This is a genomic window from Bradyrhizobium sp. Arg237L (assembly GCF_029990105.1).
Classification (GTDB): domain Bacteria; phylum Pseudomonadota; class Alphaproteobacteria; order Rhizobiales; family Xanthobacteraceae; genus Bradyrhizobium.
The window spans coordinates 25,615-40,713 of the sequence record NZ_JAQMIL010000039.1; the positions used below are offsets into that span (position 1 = coordinate 25,615).

At 65.3% G+C, this 15,099-nt stretch carries 12 protein-coding genes; 7 read left to right on the forward strand and 5 right to left on the reverse strand.

Annotated elements, in window-relative coordinates; translation table 11 throughout:
- Window positions 1-6 precede the first annotated feature (6 nt).
- On the forward strand, window positions 7-1,149 hold the full coding sequence (locus OZ411_RS23165) for a CoA transferase (protein WP_282529800.1): 1,143 nt from the start codon (window positions 7-9) through the stop codon (window positions 1,147-1,149).
- Window positions 1,150-1,158: 9 nt separating this feature from the next.
- On the opposite strand, the gene OZ411_RS23170 is transcribed toward OZ411_RS23165, so the two are convergent.
- The gene (locus tag OZ411_RS23170; protein ID WP_282529801.1) at window positions 1,159-1,983 is read right to left on the reverse strand and encodes a CoA-transferase; all 825 of its coding nucleotides are present in this window, start codon (window positions 1,981-1,983) and stop codon (window positions 1,159-1,161) included.
- Window positions 1,984-1,986: 3 nt separating this feature from the next.
- Window positions 1,987-2,877 carry a CoA-transferase gene (locus OZ411_RS23175; protein ID WP_282529802.1) on the reverse strand — a complete coding sequence of 297 codons (891 nt, stop codon included), beginning with the start codon at window positions 2,875-2,877 and terminating at the stop codon, window positions 1,987-1,989.
- Window positions 2,878-3,043: 166 nt separating this feature from the next.
- On the opposite strand from OZ411_RS23175, the gene OZ411_RS23180 reads away from it, so the two are divergent.
- From OZ411_RS23180 to gspG, 5 genes are all read left to right on the forward strand, one after another.
- Window positions 3,044-4,558, forward strand: a complete 1,515-nt coding sequence (locus OZ411_RS23180) for a sugar ABC transporter ATP-binding protein (protein WP_282529803.1) — start codon at window positions 3,044-3,046, stop codon at window positions 4,556-4,558.
- Window positions 4,555-5,544: an ABC transporter permease gene (locus OZ411_RS23185; protein ID WP_282529804.1), complete on the forward strand. Its 990-nt coding sequence runs from the start codon at window positions 4,555-4,557 to the stop codon at window positions 5,542-5,544. Before OZ411_RS23180 ends, OZ411_RS23185 begins: the two co-directional genes overlap by 4 nt.
- A gap of 23 nt (window positions 5,545-5,567) precedes the next feature.
- A complete protein-coding gene (locus tag OZ411_RS23190; protein WP_165421164.1) occupies window positions 5,568-6,575 on the forward strand; it encodes a substrate-binding domain-containing protein in 1,008 nt (335 codons plus the stop codon).
- 116 nt (window positions 6,576-6,691) lie between these two features.
- Window positions 6,692-7,714: a hypothetical protein gene (locus OZ411_RS23195; protein ID WP_282529805.1), complete on the forward strand. Its 1,023-nt coding sequence runs from the start codon at window positions 6,692-6,694 to the stop codon at window positions 7,712-7,714.
- 584 nt (window positions 7,715-8,298) lie between these two features.
- On the forward strand, window positions 8,299-8,787 hold the full coding sequence (gene gspG / locus OZ411_RS23200; protein ID WP_282529806.1) for a type II secretion system major pseudopilin GspG: 489 nt from the start codon (window positions 8,299-8,301) through the stop codon (window positions 8,785-8,787).
- A gap of 42 nt (window positions 8,788-8,829) precedes the next feature.
- On the opposite strand, the gene OZ411_RS23205 is transcribed toward gspG, so the two are convergent.
- The 3 genes from OZ411_RS23205 to OZ411_RS23215 are packed head-to-tail and all read right to left on the reverse strand — an operon-like array spanning window position 8,830 to window position 14,138.
- Window positions 8,830-9,561 (reverse strand): hypothetical protein, encoded by a 732-nt coding sequence (locus OZ411_RS23205; protein WP_282529807.1) that lies wholly within the window; start codon window positions 9,559-9,561, stop codon window positions 8,830-8,832.
- A gap of 19 nt (window positions 9,562-9,580) precedes the next feature.
- Window positions 9,581-11,929, reverse strand: coding sequence for a type II secretion system secretin GspD (gspD, locus tag OZ411_RS23210; RefSeq protein ID WP_282529808.1), 2,349 nt, complete (start codon window positions 11,927-11,929; stop codon window positions 9,581-9,583).
- Window positions 11,930-11,987: 58 nt separating this feature from the next.
- Window positions 11,988-14,138, reverse strand: a complete 2,151-nt coding sequence (locus OZ411_RS23215; RefSeq protein ID WP_282529809.1) for a hypothetical protein — start codon at window positions 14,136-14,138, stop codon at window positions 11,988-11,990.
- Between the two features lie 353 nt (window positions 14,139-14,491).
- Between OZ411_RS23215 and OZ411_RS23220 the strand changes: the two genes are divergently transcribed.
- Entirely contained in the window at window positions 14,492-15,073 is a 582-nt protein-coding gene (locus tag OZ411_RS23220; RefSeq protein ID WP_130579618.1) for a hypothetical protein, read from the forward strand.
- Window positions 15,074-15,099: the final 26 nt, after the last annotated feature.

Sequence of the window (15,099 nt, forward strand, 5' to 3'; positions counted from 1 at the left end):
GAGGAAATGGCCGGTTCGCTTGAGGGGATCAAGGTCCTCGATTTGTCGCGCTTCATTGCGGGACCCGTTTGCGGAATGCTGCTGGGCGACATGGGCGCCGACGTCGTCAAGGTCGAGCGGGCCGGAAAGGGTGAGGATGCCCGGGCGATCGCGCCAAAGATCGCAGGCGAGAGCCTCTACGTCATGATGTTCAATCGCAACAAGCGCAGCCTTGCGCTCGACTATCGTAGCGCCGAGGGCCAGCAGCTCCTGCGCGACCTCGCCGCCAAGGCGGACATCCTGATCGAGAATTTCCGGCCGGGCACCCTCGAGAAGATGGGATGCAGCTACGAGGAGCTTTCCGCCATCAATCCGCGTCTGATCATGGTGCGCATCTCGGGCTTCGGGCAGACCGGACCGCACGCGCAGCGCCCCTGCTTCGACGTCATCGCGCAGGCCATGAGCGGCCTGATGGAGATCACGGGCGAGGCCGGCGGCAAGCCGGTCCCTTCGGGCGCCTTCGTCGTCGATCAGGTGACCGGCCTCTACGCAACCGTCGGTGCGCTCGGAGCCTTGCAGGCGCGCGAGCGGACTGGACGGGGGCAGGTGGTTGACGCAGCGTTATTGGACAGCGCGGTGACGCTGCTGCTGACCGCCATTCCCGAATACGCGCTGTTCGGAACGGAGGCCACGCGCAAGGGCGCGCGCGACCGCTATTCGGCGCCGGCCAACAACTATCGTTGTAAGGACGAGCGCTGGATTCACTTCAATGCCGGCAATGACGCGCTGTTTCCCCGCTTGTGCAAGGCCGCCGGTCTCGAGCACCTGCTCTCGGATGATCGGTTTGCCACGCACGCCGGACGCATGGCCAACGCTGATGCGATCGAAACCATCATCGCCGGCTGGATCGCCCAGCACCACTCCGACGACGTGGTCGAGACGCTGGCGCGTGCCGAGGTGCCCTGCGGGAAGGTCGCCACCATTGCCGAAGTGGTCACAAACCCGCAGCTCAAGCATCGCGAGCAGATCGTCGATATTGCGTATCCCGACGGCAATGTGCCGATGCACGGGGTCACCGTGAAGCTCTCGGAGACCGCCAACAGCATCCGCCGGCGCGCGCCGTCGATCGGAGAACACACCAGCGAGGTGGTCGCGGACTGGCTCGGCTGAAGCGGACGCTTAGACCCGCATCAGCACGCCGCGCGGGTCGATCACCTCGCGCAGCAGGCGCAACTCTTCTAGCGAGGGTTGCTCAGTGACCGCGATGTTTTCGGGGATGGTCGGCGCGAAGCCCATGCGCGAGCGCACGTCGTCGGGCGTCACGCCCGGATGCAGCGAACGCAGGCGCATGGCGCCGTCGGACCCGAAGTCGAAGACGGCCTTGTCGGTGACCACGAGCGCCGGGCCGGGCCCTGGCAGGCCAAATTCCCGACGCGGAGTGCCGCGGACCCGATGGCCGACACTGGTCACGAAATCGACCTGCTCCACGAAAGTACGCTTGTCGAGGTCCACCACGATGATGGGGCGGCGTACAAAGGCCAGATGCTCGGGCTGGGCGAGGCAGCCGACCAGCCGTACGTCCGGCTTTGCATAATCGCCGATCGCGGTGATGTTGAGATTGCCGTGGCGATCGACCTGCGCCGCGGACTCGAAAGAGACGTCGAAGCGACCGCGGCCAAGCATGTCGCACTTGAAACCCGTGTCGGCCGGGCAGGCAGCGGCATGCCAGCGCGTCAGGCTGTCCTGGCGGAGATTGTCGGGCATGTTGGAAAGGTCCGGATCCAGGAGGTTGCCCCAGTAGACCGTGGCGCCGGGCGCGTGGCGCAGTTGCGCGAGGCGACACGCGGCGAGCGGGATGCCGACAGCGAGCGTGAAGGCGCGTCCGTTGGTGCCGACGCCGACAAAGATCAGGTCGTCATCCCGGATTTCGCGCGCAATGATACAGGCTGCGAGTTCGTTGACGGTGAAGCCGGTGACGGCGCCGGAGGCGGTAAGCGTGTTCATGCGTCAGCCCTGCTGAACGGAGAGGGACGGGAGGCGGGCGGAAGCGCCGCTGGCGTGAAGGTACTCGTCGTGAGCCCGCGGCGTGCGGACGAAGCGGTCGAGATAGGTCGCCATGCCCTCGGGAGTCTTGGCGTGCTCGAGGTAAAGCCGCAGGTGCTCTTCGTCTTCGTCGTAGATGGAGTCGCAGGCGGCCGGATGCGCGCCTTGCGGGACTTCGACGATGGCCTCGACCCACTGGCCGGGAATATAGGTGAGCGTCGGCTGCGCCTTGACCTGCTCGTGCGGAATGATTTTCTCGACGGTGACGATGAGCCGCTTGGCACCGCTCGCCATGAGCTGGTCGATGTCGTCGCTGTCGCGCACCACGGGCCACTGCACGTTGCCATAGCGGTCGCCGGCGTAACCGTGAATGATGGTGAAATCGGCGTCGGCTGCGGCGACCGCATGAAGCTTGTCCCCGCTGAAGGGGCAGGTCATGGGCCGGATTTGCTCGGGATTGCGCGCCGCCATGTCGGAGCCGAGCAGCGAGCGAACGGGCATGAAGGCAAGCCCGGCTGCGGCTGCGCGGAAGCGCGCCACGATCGCGCATTCGGAGAAGTCGCGCGCCGTGATGGCGCCGCTCTGGACGCCGCGCCTGAAATTGGGCGCGAGGCCGTGGCTGAACATCCCCGCATAGATGCCTTCCCAGCGCCGGATCGCGCCGGCCGCCGCCAGCATGTCGGTCGCGGTGGTGGTCGCCCACGTGATCAAGGTGAGGTCCTTGACCCCGCGGCGGATCAACTCGCGGACGGCTGCATTGGGCTGGCGCCGCAGCAGACTCCCGCCGATCGCGAGCGTCACGCCGGACGGGATCGGGGCCAGCGCGGCCTCGAGTGAAACGAGCTTGTTCTTCATGGCGGCTCCCGGCACCGTGAGGCGGACCCCACGAAATTTCAGAACGTATTGGCTGCCAGATTGCATTTTCAGCTTGCGCGGCCGATACAAAAACGTTTTTATATCGATCATACGCCGCGCGACAAGTCTTAAAGCTGTGGAGACGCGGGTGAGATGGAGGAAATACTTGGCGTCGGTCCCGGCTTTTCTTGATGTTCGCGGTATCTCGAAGTCGTTTCCCGGTGTGGTGGCGCTTGATCAGGTGTCATTGCTGGTCGATCGCGGCGAAATACACGCACTTATTGGAGAAAACGGCGCCGGAAAATCCACCCTGATGAAGGTCCTGGACGGAATCTACACGCCGAATGACGGCGAAATCTTTCTAGAAGGTCGTCCGGTTCGGATTCCAGATCCCTTCGTGGCACTCGAGCTTGGGATCAGCATGGTGCACCAGGAGCCCAAACTCTGCGGTCCTTTGTCTATTTCGGAAAACGTTTTTATGGGGCGCCTGCCCCTGGCGGCCTGGGGACGGGTGGATTGGGCCGAGGCCGATCGCAGGACCGCCGAATTGCTGGAGCGTGTCGGCCTCGATCTCGATCCGCGTACTCCGGTCGAGGCATTGTCGATCGCGCAGCGGCAGCTCATCCAGCTCGCCAAGGCGCTCGCATTCAAGGCGCGCCTGATCATTCTCGATGAGCCGACTGCGAGTCTGACTCCGGTGGAGGTCGACCGCCTGTTCACGATCGTGCGGGGGCTCCAGGCCGATGGCGTCAGCTTCCTTTATATTTCGCATCATCTGGACGAGATTTTCCGGATCGCTTCGCGCGTCACCGTCCTCAAGGACGGTCGCAAGGTGACGACCCTCGACGTGGCGTCGACCAGCAAGGATGCGCTGATCGGCCTCATGGTCGGGCGTGACCTTGGCGAGCGCTTTCCCGCCAAGGGGAGGGCGCCAGGCAAGCCGGTGCTGGAGGCGCGGGAGATTTCAGGCCACGGCTTCAGGGACGCAAGCCTGACATTGCGCGCTGGCGAGATACTCGGCCTCTCCGGCCTGGTCGGCGCAGGCCGAACGGAGCTGGCGCGCGCGCTGTTCGGTGCAACCGCGATCTCGGCGGGACGCATCCTGATCGACGGAGGACCGGTCGTCCTGCGCAGCCCGGCCGACGCCATCAGAAAGGGTGTGTCCTACATCGCCGAGGATCGCCGCGATGGTCTTTTCATGCCGCTTTCGGTTCGTGAGAACATCGCATTCGCGGCTCCGGAGAAGCACAGCCGTTTCGGCGTGCTCAACAGCCGCAAGCAGGCCGAGCAGGCCCGTGCGTTTATCGGCCGCCTCAACGTGCGCACTCCCCATGCCGAGCAGCCGGTCGCCGTGTTGAGCGGCGGCAACCAGCAGAAATGCATCCTCGCGCGATGGCTCCTCAAGGGCGTGCGCGTGCTTATCCTTGACGAGCCCACCCGCGGTATCGACGTGGGCGCCAAGCGCGAGATCTACGCGCTCGTCGATCAACTCGCCCGGGAGGGGATTGCGGTCCTGCTCATCTCCTCCGAACTGCCCGAGATCCTGGGCATGGCCGATCGCGTGCTCGTCATGAGCGACGGGCGGATCACCGGCGAAGTCGAGGGCGACCGTGCGACGGAAGAAAGCCTGCTCGCGCTCGCCCTCCCTGTCGAATCCATCAAGCAAGAGCTTCACGCATGACCGACACCGCCATCACGGAGGGCGCGGCCTCTCCCAAATCCGCTAACTCCGGTTACAATCGGGCCCTGGGCTTGTTGGTGCGCTACAGCAACGTGCTCGCGCTCGTACTGCTGCTCGTTGTGGCAAGCCTGCTGTCGCCGTACTTCCTGTCCTCTCGCAACATCCTGAACGTGTTGCGCGGGGCGACCATGATCGGCCTCGTCAGCATCGGGATGACCTACGTCATCCTCAATCGGGGCATCGACCTCTCGGCCGGCTCCATCGTCGGCATTTCGGCCGCCTTGACGGCCGGCTTCGCGCACTACGGGGTGGGCGCCGCGGTGCTGGTCGGGGTCGCGGCGGGCGTCGCGGTCGGCATCGTCAACGGGCTACTGATCACGCGCCTGCGCCTGCAGCCCTTCATCGCGACGTTGAGCACGATGATCTTCGTGCGCGGCCTCGTCTACATCTATACGGAAGGCAGCAACGTCATCGTGCGAGATGCGTCGGCGGCCTTCACCTTTTTGGGCTCGGGCTTCATCGGGCCTGTTCCGGCACCGGTGGTGCTGTTCGCGATCGTATGGCTGATCGTGGCTCTGACGTTGCGCTACACCGTGTTCGGCCGCGCCGTCTATGCCGTCGGTGCCAATGAGGAGGCGGCTCGCCTCTCGGGCATCGCAGTCGAGCGCAACAAGGTGCTCGTCTACACCGTGAGCGGGCTGCTGGCGGGTCTTGCCGGCGTCGTCCTGGCGAGCCGCCTCACTGTCGGGGAGCCCAATGCCGGCACGCTCTATGAGCTCGACGCCATCGCAGCCACGCTGATCGGCGGCACCACCTTCGATGGCGGCGTCGGCGGTGTCGGCGGCACCGTGCTCGGCGTGCTGATCATGGCGTTCCTGTCGAACGTCCTCAACCTGCTCAACGTGTCACCTTATTCTCAGATGCTGCTCAAGGGCGTGATCATCGTTCTGGCGGTCGTCATGAGCGAATGGAGAAAGCGGCGCTGAAGCCCGCAATTGGAGGAGAAATCATGACCCACGACGGAACGCGGCGGACGAACCGCCGTGATATCCTCAAGCTCGGCGCCGGCGCTGCGGCGTTTGCGTCCGCCGCCATCTGGGGACAGGACTCGTTTGCCCAGGCCGTGCAGGGAAAGACCGTCGGCTTCACGATGTCCTTCTCCAACACCGAGTGGATCAAGCAACAACAGGCGGGCATCGAGGAGACCGCCAAGAAGTACGGTCTCAAGGCCGTCGTCTATGATGCCAACGACCAGCCGGCCAAGCAGGTGCGCGACATCGAGGACCTGCTGGTCCGCAACGTGGACATCATCATCATCTCGACCTACTACGCCGAGGCGATCACGCCCGCGGTCAAGCAGATCAACGAAGCCAAGGTTCCGATCGTGGTGCTCAGCTCGCCGCTGGCCGGCGGCGCCGATTTTGCGTGTCACCTCGCGACCGACACGCTGGCGACCTCGCGTTCGGCGGGCGAGTATTACGTCAAGAAGCTCGGCGGCAAAGGCCTGGTTGCGCAGATCGAAGGCAAGCCTGGATCGGTGATCAACCAGCAACGCGGCAAAGGCTGGCGTGAGGTCATCGAGAAGCATCCCGACATCAAGGTCATTGGCCACATCGTCGCCAACTACGACCGCACGCAGGCCATCAAGGGCATGGAGGATCTGCTCCAGGCCAACAAGCAGATCGATGCGGTCTACTGCCATAATGACGACATGGCGCTCGGCGCCGTGCGCGCCGCCAAGGAGGCGGGGCGCAAGGACCAGATGTGGTTCACCGGCTACGACGGTCTCACCGTCGAGGCACTGGAAGGCATCTACAAGGGCGATCTCGATGGCGTGTGGGAGTATCTTCCGTTCGGCTCGGAGGGCATCGAGGCCGCAGTGCAGATCCTGCGCGGCAAGCCGATCAAGAAGACGATCGCCTTCGATTCGCCTCTGATCACCAAGTCGAATGTGACCGAGTGGTATGACCCGGAGAGCCGCAAGCGGAAGGTCCTGCCTTCACGCCTGACCTTCTGATGCTCCCGACTCCGGCCAGGCGCGAGCGGCCGGGGTCCGTTGTTTCTTACATTCGGCCGAAGCCGCAGCCGGCCACCGCTCGCGCACCTCTCGAAAAGCGATTCCAGGACGAGACCATGACCCAATCGACCGCCACCGCACCGAACCCCTGGCGCGACCTGACCGACCCTCGCCGGGCCGCGACCGTAGATGACCTCGAGGTCGGCCTGAAGGAGCCAGTGTTCGAGAACCTGCGGATACCGGAGGAACTGGGGCCGGTGACGATCACCGTCGACGATCACAAGATCAAGCGCTTCGCTTTCACTCAGGACGACTACGGCGACTGGTATCTGCGGGGCGAGAGCCCGTTCGACGGTGCGCGCATCGGCCATCCGGCGCTGCTGGGCAACGATCTCGTTCAGCTCTTCACCACGCGCTATCGCGCCAGCAAGACGGTGGGTTTCCACACCGAGGAGCAGATCTGGTTCGACAGCCCGGTGAAGCTGGGCGAACGCGTGACGCTCTCCGGCCAATATGTCGATGCCTATGAGCGGCGCGGCCAAGGCTATGTGGTCATGGAAGCCCAGGCAACCGGCGAGGATGGGCGCAGCATCGTCCGGCACCGCGGCGTCGAAATCCTGCGCACGGTGCCGGGTCTCATCGCCGGCCGCGGCAGCAGCAAGACGACCGAACGCAGCGTGACGGGAGAAGTTGCGGACTGTGCGCGGCGGATCGAGAAGGCCGGTAGCGATGTGGCTGTAGGTGACGTGTTGACGCCGTTGAACAAGGTCTTCACGGCCGAGCAGACGGCGGTCTTCTCGCGCATCGGCGAATACGTGCGCAACACGCACAACGATTTGCAGATTGCCAAGAAAGGCAAGTTGCCGACCCTGATCGTGCAGGGCCAGCAGGAATACGGCGCCGCCGCGGAGCTGATGGCGCGGGTGTTCGGCGCGGCCTGGTTCACCAAAGGCTGGCTGAAGATGAAATTCATCAACACGCTGCAGGTCTTCGATCCCGTGTCATTCTCCGGCGTGGTGACGGCTGTGGGCACGCTGGCCGATGGCGCGCGTGTCGTCGAGCTCGAGGTCTGGGCGCGCCGCATGTCGGATGCCAAGCTCACCGCGGTCGGATGGGCGTCGTGCAGGTTGCCCGCGTGACGGCTTTATCGGTTCGAGCAGCGCTGCCTCAGGTGGCCACGCCGCGGATGCGGTAGCCGAGCCGAATGGAGAGCGCATCGGCGTGCCGGACGACGAGCGGCGCAATGTTCTGGCCGGTTACGGCCGGAAGGTAATCATGGCTCATAAGGCTTTGCGGGCCGAGCAATCACGGCCAGTAACATGCGCGCACCAAACGAAGCGATCCGCACCTCTTAGCGAACAGGAGTAATCACTGCAGCACGCTGAGATCAGCCAGGAGCTGGGCTATACATCGCGACAGCGCTCCAAGCACTGGCATTTGTGGAAAGCGCTGCAGCGTGGGATCTAAGCCATCTGGCATAGACGACTGCCGAACGCCAAACCCGCAACAAATAAATGGAAAAAATTCGGTTGTCGTCCGAGCGCTGACCATTATTGTTCGGCCAACGGACGCGGTCCGTTCCGGCGTCTCGGCATCTCTGAAAGCGCCAAGCGTCATGGTGGCTGCTGACTTCGATCAGATCAGGCCTTTGCCAGGTGGTGTGGTGGGAAGGCCAAGCACGAGATGCGCTTTACGCAACTCATTGGATGAGACACGGACAGTGATGTCGAAGCAAGGCTCCTTCGCTATGTCCAGGCGTATTGGCCAGGACAGAACGCGGCAGGGCGAGCAGGGGTTCACTCTTGTCGAAATGCTGGTCGTCATCGCCATTATCGGCTTGATCATGGGATTGGTCGGCCCGCGTGTGCTCAGCTATCTGAGTGAGTCGAAGGTCAAAGCGGCGAAGATCCAGATGCAGAGCTTTGCGAGCGCGCTGGACCTCTTCAATCTCGATACCGGCCGTTACCCATCGACCGCGGAGGGCCTCACAGCCCTCGCGCAGCGGACTCCGGGCGTCGCCAGTTGGAATGGTCCTTACCTGAAGAGCGGTGTCGTTCCAAATGACCCGTGGAGCCATCCCTATGTCTATCGTGCGCCCGGCGAGCGCAACGCATACGATATCATCTCCTACGGTTCGGACGGTCAGGAGGGCGGCAGCGGGCTCGCTGGAGACATCTCTTTGGACAAACTGGCAAGCGCCAGCAATGAATGATGTGGGCACCGTACTGCTCGGCAGTCTTCTCCAAGGAGCCTCCTACCTCTTTTGCCAAGGCATCGAGTTCCGGCCGGGCTTGCCGGGGCCCTCGGTCGAGCGCTGATCTGTCTGCTGCGGCCTTGTCGTTCTCTCGTCCGACGGAATGTCGAACCCGGCAACCCACCGATCGTCTGCCGATGTCGGCGGAGTGCGACGTCCCGGTCGATCGGTCATGATCGTGCCCATGCCGCGCAGGTCGTCGGGCGTCAGCCACGCGATGTCGTGGGCGTGCGTCGTCACCATCTGCCGGGTGATGCGTGGCGGCACGCCAAACCCGCTCGCGATGCGGGCCATAGCCATGGTCGCCTCTTCGGTCTGCGCGGTTTCGTGGCCGAACTTGTCGGACACGCCGTGGACGCCGATCGCGGCGTCGTAGCTCGCGAATTTCTCTATTCCTGCCGCGAACACGATGAAACAGGCCGAGGCGCAACGCGACCCGGCCGCGACAATCGTCGGCAGCTTCGCCCTGCGGATCAAATTGGCGAGCTGGACCGCCTCGGAGAGGCTGCCGCCCGGTGAATCGAGCCGCACGGCAGAGATCAGGCGGTTGCTGTCGTTGGCGGTCTTGATCAGCGCTTCGGCAGCCTCCGTGTCGCCCCCCGCCACGTCGCCGCTAAGCGCGATGATGGTGACGTCATCCTTCAGTGTCACGCTGTTCAGCTCGGCGGCGGTCGCGGCCGTGCTGACGATGGCCGCTCCCAGGAGCCCCAGCATGGATGACAGTATCGTCATCACGGCTTCAGCCTTCGTCTTACTTGCGTGCGATCGGCGTCGGCGCCGCAGCGGGCGCGTCGAAGGTCGTCGGTGCGCGCCGCATGGTATCGAGGCGCTCGCGGAACTCCTCGGCGACCACCTGGGCGTCGTGGCTGTTGCGTACGACCTTGGTGGTGACGAATACGATGATCTCCGAGCGATTCCTCATGTCGCTCTTCTGGCTGAGCAGGTCGCCGAGATATTTGATCTGGTTGAGGCCGGGCAGTCCGGACACCGTGCGCTCGTCGTCTTCCTTGATCAGGCCGCCAAGCAGCACGGTCTGGCCGCTGCTGGTGCCGACGGTCGAGCGGATGCGCCGCTGCGAGATGGTCGGCGTCAGGTTCTGGGCGCTGAAGCCGCCCGGATTGACGACGTTGGAGACTTCCTGCTCGATCTCAAGCTCGATCGATCCGTTCGGATGCACATGCGGCAGCACTTTCAGGATAATGCCGGTGTTCTGCCGGCTGATGCTGCTCACCACGTTCAGTCCGGTGACGGTGCTGCCGGTCGAGATCGGCACCTGGTCGCCGACCTCGAGGATCGCCGGCTCGTTGTCGGCGACCACCAGCGATGGCGCCGACAGCACCTTGATGGTGGTCAGGGTGGAGAGCGCGTTCAGGACCAGCTTGGGATTGGATTCGGCGCCGAGCAGCAGGTTGAAGCCGGGCAGCACGCGCGCGAGCAGGGCCGACTGCGTCGCCGATTGCGCAGCGCTGAACAGGCCGACCGATCCTCTGTCCTGGCCGAGGTTTGCGTTGGCACTGGTCAGATAGGCCTGCACGCCATACTGCAACTGGTCGGTCAGCGTGACCTCGGCGACCATGGCATCGACAGCGACCTGCAGCCGCGGCCGGTCGAGCGACTCCAGCGCCCGCTCGATCACGAGATAATCTTCCTGGTTGGAATAGACCATGATCGCGTTGGTCGACCTATCGGCGGTGATCCGGACATTCTGGAACACCCCGCGCGGCATCGCGCCCGATCCCGTTCCACCGAGCCCCGCCGCATCCTGGTCGTCGTCCTTGCGATCTGAGAAGCCGGCTTGCGTCGCGCCGCGGTTGGCGTTGTTCGAGTTGTCGGTGCCGCCCTGCGTGGTCGTGCCTTGATTGTTGTTGCTGAGCGTGCCGGTGCCGAGCGAATCGAGCCGCGATGTCGTTCCGCTCTGTCCGGGCGCGGTCGTGCTGGTCTGGCTGTCAAGACCGGCTGACTGCGAGGAGCGTCCGACGAACATCTCGTTGAGGATGCGGGCGATGCTGCGCGCGTTGCCGTAGCGCAGGCTGTAGACTCGTACCGTGGTGCCGGTGGGATCGGAGCGATCGAGCCGCCGCACCCACTGGGTCGCGCGCTCGAGCACCTTGCTGTTGCGGCTTACCGCCAGCACCGCGTTCATGCGCGACACCGGCTGGAACTTGATCACACCCTGACCATTGCCGCCTTCGGCGGTGTCGAACACCTTTTCAAGCTCGCGGATCATGGTTTCGGGCGCGGTCGATTTCAGCGGGTACAGCCCGACCGATTGATTGCGCAGCCACTCCACGTCGAGGGTTCCGATGACGCCGAGCGCGGCCTGGCGCTCGGAGGCGGTGCCCTGGACCAGGAGAAGGTTGCGCGTCTGATCGGCGCGCACGGCGCCCGGCCGCGACAGGAAATTTTCCGCCGTCTTGGCGATCGCCGCCGCCGAGATGTAGCGCAGCGGCACGATCGAGACGCCATAGCCCGGCTGTCCAGCACCGAAGGTGGAGGGGCCCGCGCCGGAGGCTTCCGGCAGCGGAACGATCCTGATCAGCTTGTCTTCGCGCAGTACCGCGACGTTCGACATCCGCAGCACGCTTTCGAAGATGGGCAACACGTCCTTGCGCGGGATCCGTTGTGCTGAGGCCAGAGTGATCACGCCTTGCACGCGTGGATCGATCACGTAGTTCAGTCCGAGGCTGTCGCCGAGCACCGATTTCACGGCCGTCGGGATATCCGCGCTGTCGAAGTTCATTTCGACGCCGCCGCCTTCGGTTGCGAGATCACCGTCGGTGGCCGAGGCGACGCGCGCCGCCCCATTCACCTCACGAGAAGACGGCGCCGGTGTGAGATCCTGCTCGGCGCCGGGAAACACCATCGGCTGCATCGAACGGCTGGGCGCGCTGCCGCCCGACGACGGTCCGCCGACCGGACCGGTCCAGCGCGCGCGCAGATCCGCATCGCGGATCGGATCGGTCACCGGATCGCGACCCGGCAGATCGATGCTCTTGTCGATCATGCAGCCGCCCAGAAGGCCGCCGATTGCAAGCCACACGCCGGCCATGGCGCCAAGTGACGTCGCGCGCGACAGGCGGGACCGTTCGATCAACTGCACGATGGCTCTCCCTTGTGCTCTCCTGCGAGACGCGCGGACTGCGCCCGCCGCGCTCGTGTCAATGCGCATCGCTGGCCGCCTTCCACGGACGATCGGCGGGTGCGACGCTGCCGCCTGCGAGCTCCTCAACCTCGTTGAGCAGCGCTCCGGCGCGGTCGATCAGCGGGCGGGCCGCGGCCGGGTTGACCGGGCGGCGCGCGAACGCCGCGCCGTCGAGCACGGCCTTCATCTCGCCCGCCAGCGCATCGCGGGTGGCGGTGACGGCCCCGATCGCACGGAGATAGCGCTGATAGCTTGTATCGCTGCCCTTGATCGCTTGGGTTGCGAGCGCAAGGCTGTTGCGGCCGAGTTGTCCGAGCGGATCGTTGAGGGTCTTGTAGGCGCGGGCGAGCGCTGCATATGTCTCGCGGCCGCCTGCGGGCCCCAGTGGCAGCGCATTCGCTTCCAGCAGGTCCACCAGCACGACGCCGTCGTGGACGTAGCTGTCGGCAAGGCCGAGCAGGGCAAGCATCGTGGGCCGTAGGTCGGCGTGATGGGAGGGGATGTCAGCCGTCTGTCCGAGATGGGCGACGCCCGGACCAGCTATGGCGAACCAGCTCGTGCCTGCGATCTGCGCCATGTCGCCGCCGACCCACGCCACGTCTGGATCAATCGCGACGCAGGCGGGCGGGGTGGCGCAATCGGCGCGGCTCGCTGCGGTCCGGTTGTTGTAGTCGGGATCGCCGAACATGATGAGGTGCGGCGTGCGCGCCGGGCTTGCCGTGACCATGTGCATCAGTTGCATCTGCGCGCGGTCGGCGAGCATCGCCGCGAGCCGGTCGGTCTTGCCGGTGACGGGGTTGAGCGCGGTGAGCTTGCTTGCGTCTTGCGCCAGCGTGCGCGTCAGCGGGTCGGCAGCAAGCGGGTTGTCGTGGATGTAGAAGGCCGGCGCGTTGCCGGCACGCAGGTCGAACGCTGTGACGTTGCGACGCTGAGTGAAGAGCAACCGGTCGATGAACGCATTGATCGCGCCGGTCGCTTCATAGCTGCAGGGCAGGGCGACGCCGTCGCACTCCGGCGGGCTCGGCGGTCCGCCGACAAAACGGTCGTTGCCGCTCGGCACCACGATGAACAGCGTGTTGCCCGCCGTGATGCCGCCGGCCGCCAGCCGGTCGATGAACGCCTTGAACGCGGCATCGAAGGCGGCGAGCCTTGCGACGTAGTCGCGCTCGCCGGGACCGAAGCTGCGCCGGCGCGCGGCGATCGCGGCCGGCTTGTGTGCATCGCCGATCGCGACATAGACCACCGGCACGCCGGCCTCCAGCATCGCCGCGGCGTAGCCAAGAGACTGCGCCGCCGTTGTCTCTGACGCGCCGGGAAAGCCTGGATGGCCGGCGTCGTCGGCAATCACGTCACCCTGGATGTCCGTGACCGCGCTATTCGGCGAGATCGGGGGCTGTACATGGCGGTGGCCGAACAGCGCGCTGAAACCTGAATAGCCGCCGGGCTCGTCGGGCAGAAGATCGGGCCGTGCGTGGGCGTTGCTGCATAGCGTGCTGCCGCGCGCGCAATGGATGGCGACGCCGACGAGCTCTGTGCGTGCCTTGGCGGGATCGCCGGCTGCGGCGCGCGCCTCCGACGCCCCGAGCACAGTCGCGACGTCGGCGATGTCCTGCAGCGTCAGCCCCATGGTCGCGTACGCGCCGACGTCACAGCCCGCGCGGGTGAACGGCACCCATGGCGCCGGCACGGTCTTGCCGGTGTCGGCGAGCATCAGTGGCTTGCCGTCGCCGCCGCTCGCGGTCCAGTAACCGAATGCGCTGGCGAAGCCGACGCTGCCGTCGCTGCGGAACGTGCCGCTGCCGTCGCCGATCGGCACGCCCATGCGGTCGCCGTGCAGGCCGGTCAGAACGGTGAGGGTGTCGGTCGCCGTCTGCGCCAGCGGCGTGGTGTGATGGTTGCTGCCGATGGTGCCGTTGCTGGCGAGGAAGTCGCGCAGGTGCGGCATCTGCTCGAGATCGGACGGTACGTTGGGGTCGTCACGGCGCAGGTGCACGTTGTCGAGCTCAATCTGCACCACGCGCGTGATCGCGCCGCCGCGCGCCTGCAGCGTGCATGCAGCCCGCGCCTGCCCGAAGCCGAAGGCGCATTCCACGATGGAGCCCGAGGCCATGAGCATGGCGCCGAGTGCGAGCGGCGCAAGGCCGGCAGGAATGCGACTCGTACGCATGACGCCACGTCTCTACTGTCGATCTCTTCGGTATCGATGTCGTTGGTATCGATGTCTTCAAGTGTCGCTTGAAAGCTCGAGCGCCGGTAAGATGTCGTCCGCTCGTGCGCGCGAAGTGTGTTCGGCTTCGATGACGCGGTTGTAACAGCGGCGCTCACATCCCGCGCATGGCGAGAATGCCGCGTTGTGATTCGTGTTCACCGATTTGACGCAAACACTCTGCGCAGACACGACGCGTTCATCCATGACGTCTTGCAACGATCGATGATGTCTTGCAACGCGCCGCTGCGTGATGCACCTTGATTGTCGCACGCGCTGATGACGGTATGTCGAAGACGACGCGGGGATCGCACATGAACAGACGCATGGATGGCGGACGCAGAAGCGTCACGCGGCGAGTATCGATCGCACCGGCGTCGATCCTGCAAGTATCGATGGCGGTTGCGCTTTGCCTGTGCGCGTCGCTTACCCGCGCGGCAGAGCCGCCTGCAAGTGGTGACGTTGCCGTCAGCAATCCGGTGGAGCTGCAGCCGTTGCCCGAGCTCGGCGCGACGCGCGACAAGCCGCTGTTCTCGCCGACGCGACGGCCTCCGCCCAAACCAGTCGCACCGGTGGCGCGGCAGGAGCCGCCACCGCCACCTCCGCCGCCGCCGAGTGTGGTGGTGCTTGGCATCGTCAGCGAGAACGGCGACGGCCGCGCCGCCATCCGCGCCGGCGGCACGGGCGACAAGGTGACGCGCGTCCGCACTGGTGACGACGTCAGCGGCTGGAAGGTGGAGCGGATCGAGCCGCGCCGGCTGGTGCTGACCCAGGGCGAGCGCGCGGTCGATTTCGCGCTGTTCGGCGGTGGGGCAAAGAGCGTCAAGACCGCGGGCTCGGCCGTGGAGCAGCGCCTGCGCGAGATCCGCAAGCTTCGCGTCGCGCCAAGCAACTGAAATGACGCTGGTTTCGCATCGTCCGC

Bases quoted from the DNA above. Each gene is read 5' to 3' on its own strand.
- gspG (WP_282529806.1), top strand. From the start codon at position 8,299: ATGTCGAAGCAAGGCTCCTTCGCTATGTCCAGGCGTATTGGCCAGGAC.
- OZ411_RS23165 (WP_282529800.1), top strand. From the start codon at position 7: ATGGCCGGTTCGCTTGAGGGGATCAAGGTCCTCGATTTGTCGCGCTTC.
- OZ411_RS23175 (WP_282529802.1), bottom strand. From the start codon at position 2,877: ATGAAGAACAAGCTCGTTTCACTCGAGGCCGCGCTGGCCCCGATCCCG.
- OZ411_RS23205 (WP_282529807.1), bottom strand. From the start codon at position 9,561: ATGACGATACTGTCATCCATGCTGGGGCTCCTGGGAGCGGCCATCGTC.
- OZ411_RS23190 (WP_165421164.1), top strand. From the start codon at position 5,568: ATGACCCACGACGGAACGCGGCGGACGAACCGCCGTGATATCCTCAAG.
- OZ411_RS23215 (WP_282529809.1), bottom strand. From the start codon at position 14,138: ATGCGTACGAGTCGCATTCCTGCCGGCCTTGCGCCGCTCGCACTCGGC.
- OZ411_RS23185 (WP_282529804.1), top strand. From the start codon at position 4,555: ATGACCGACACCGCCATCACGGAGGGCGCGGCCTCTCCCAAATCCGCT.
- OZ411_RS23195 (WP_282529805.1), top strand. From the start codon at position 6,692: ATGACCCAATCGACCGCCACCGCACCGAACCCCTGGCGCGACCTGACC.
- OZ411_RS23220 (WP_130579618.1), top strand. From the start codon at position 14,492: ATGAACAGACGCATGGATGGCGGACGCAGAAGCGTCACGCGGCGAGTA.
- OZ411_RS23170 (WP_282529801.1), bottom strand. From the start codon at position 1,983: ATGAACACGCTTACCGCCTCCGGCGCCGTCACCGGCTTCACCGTCAAC.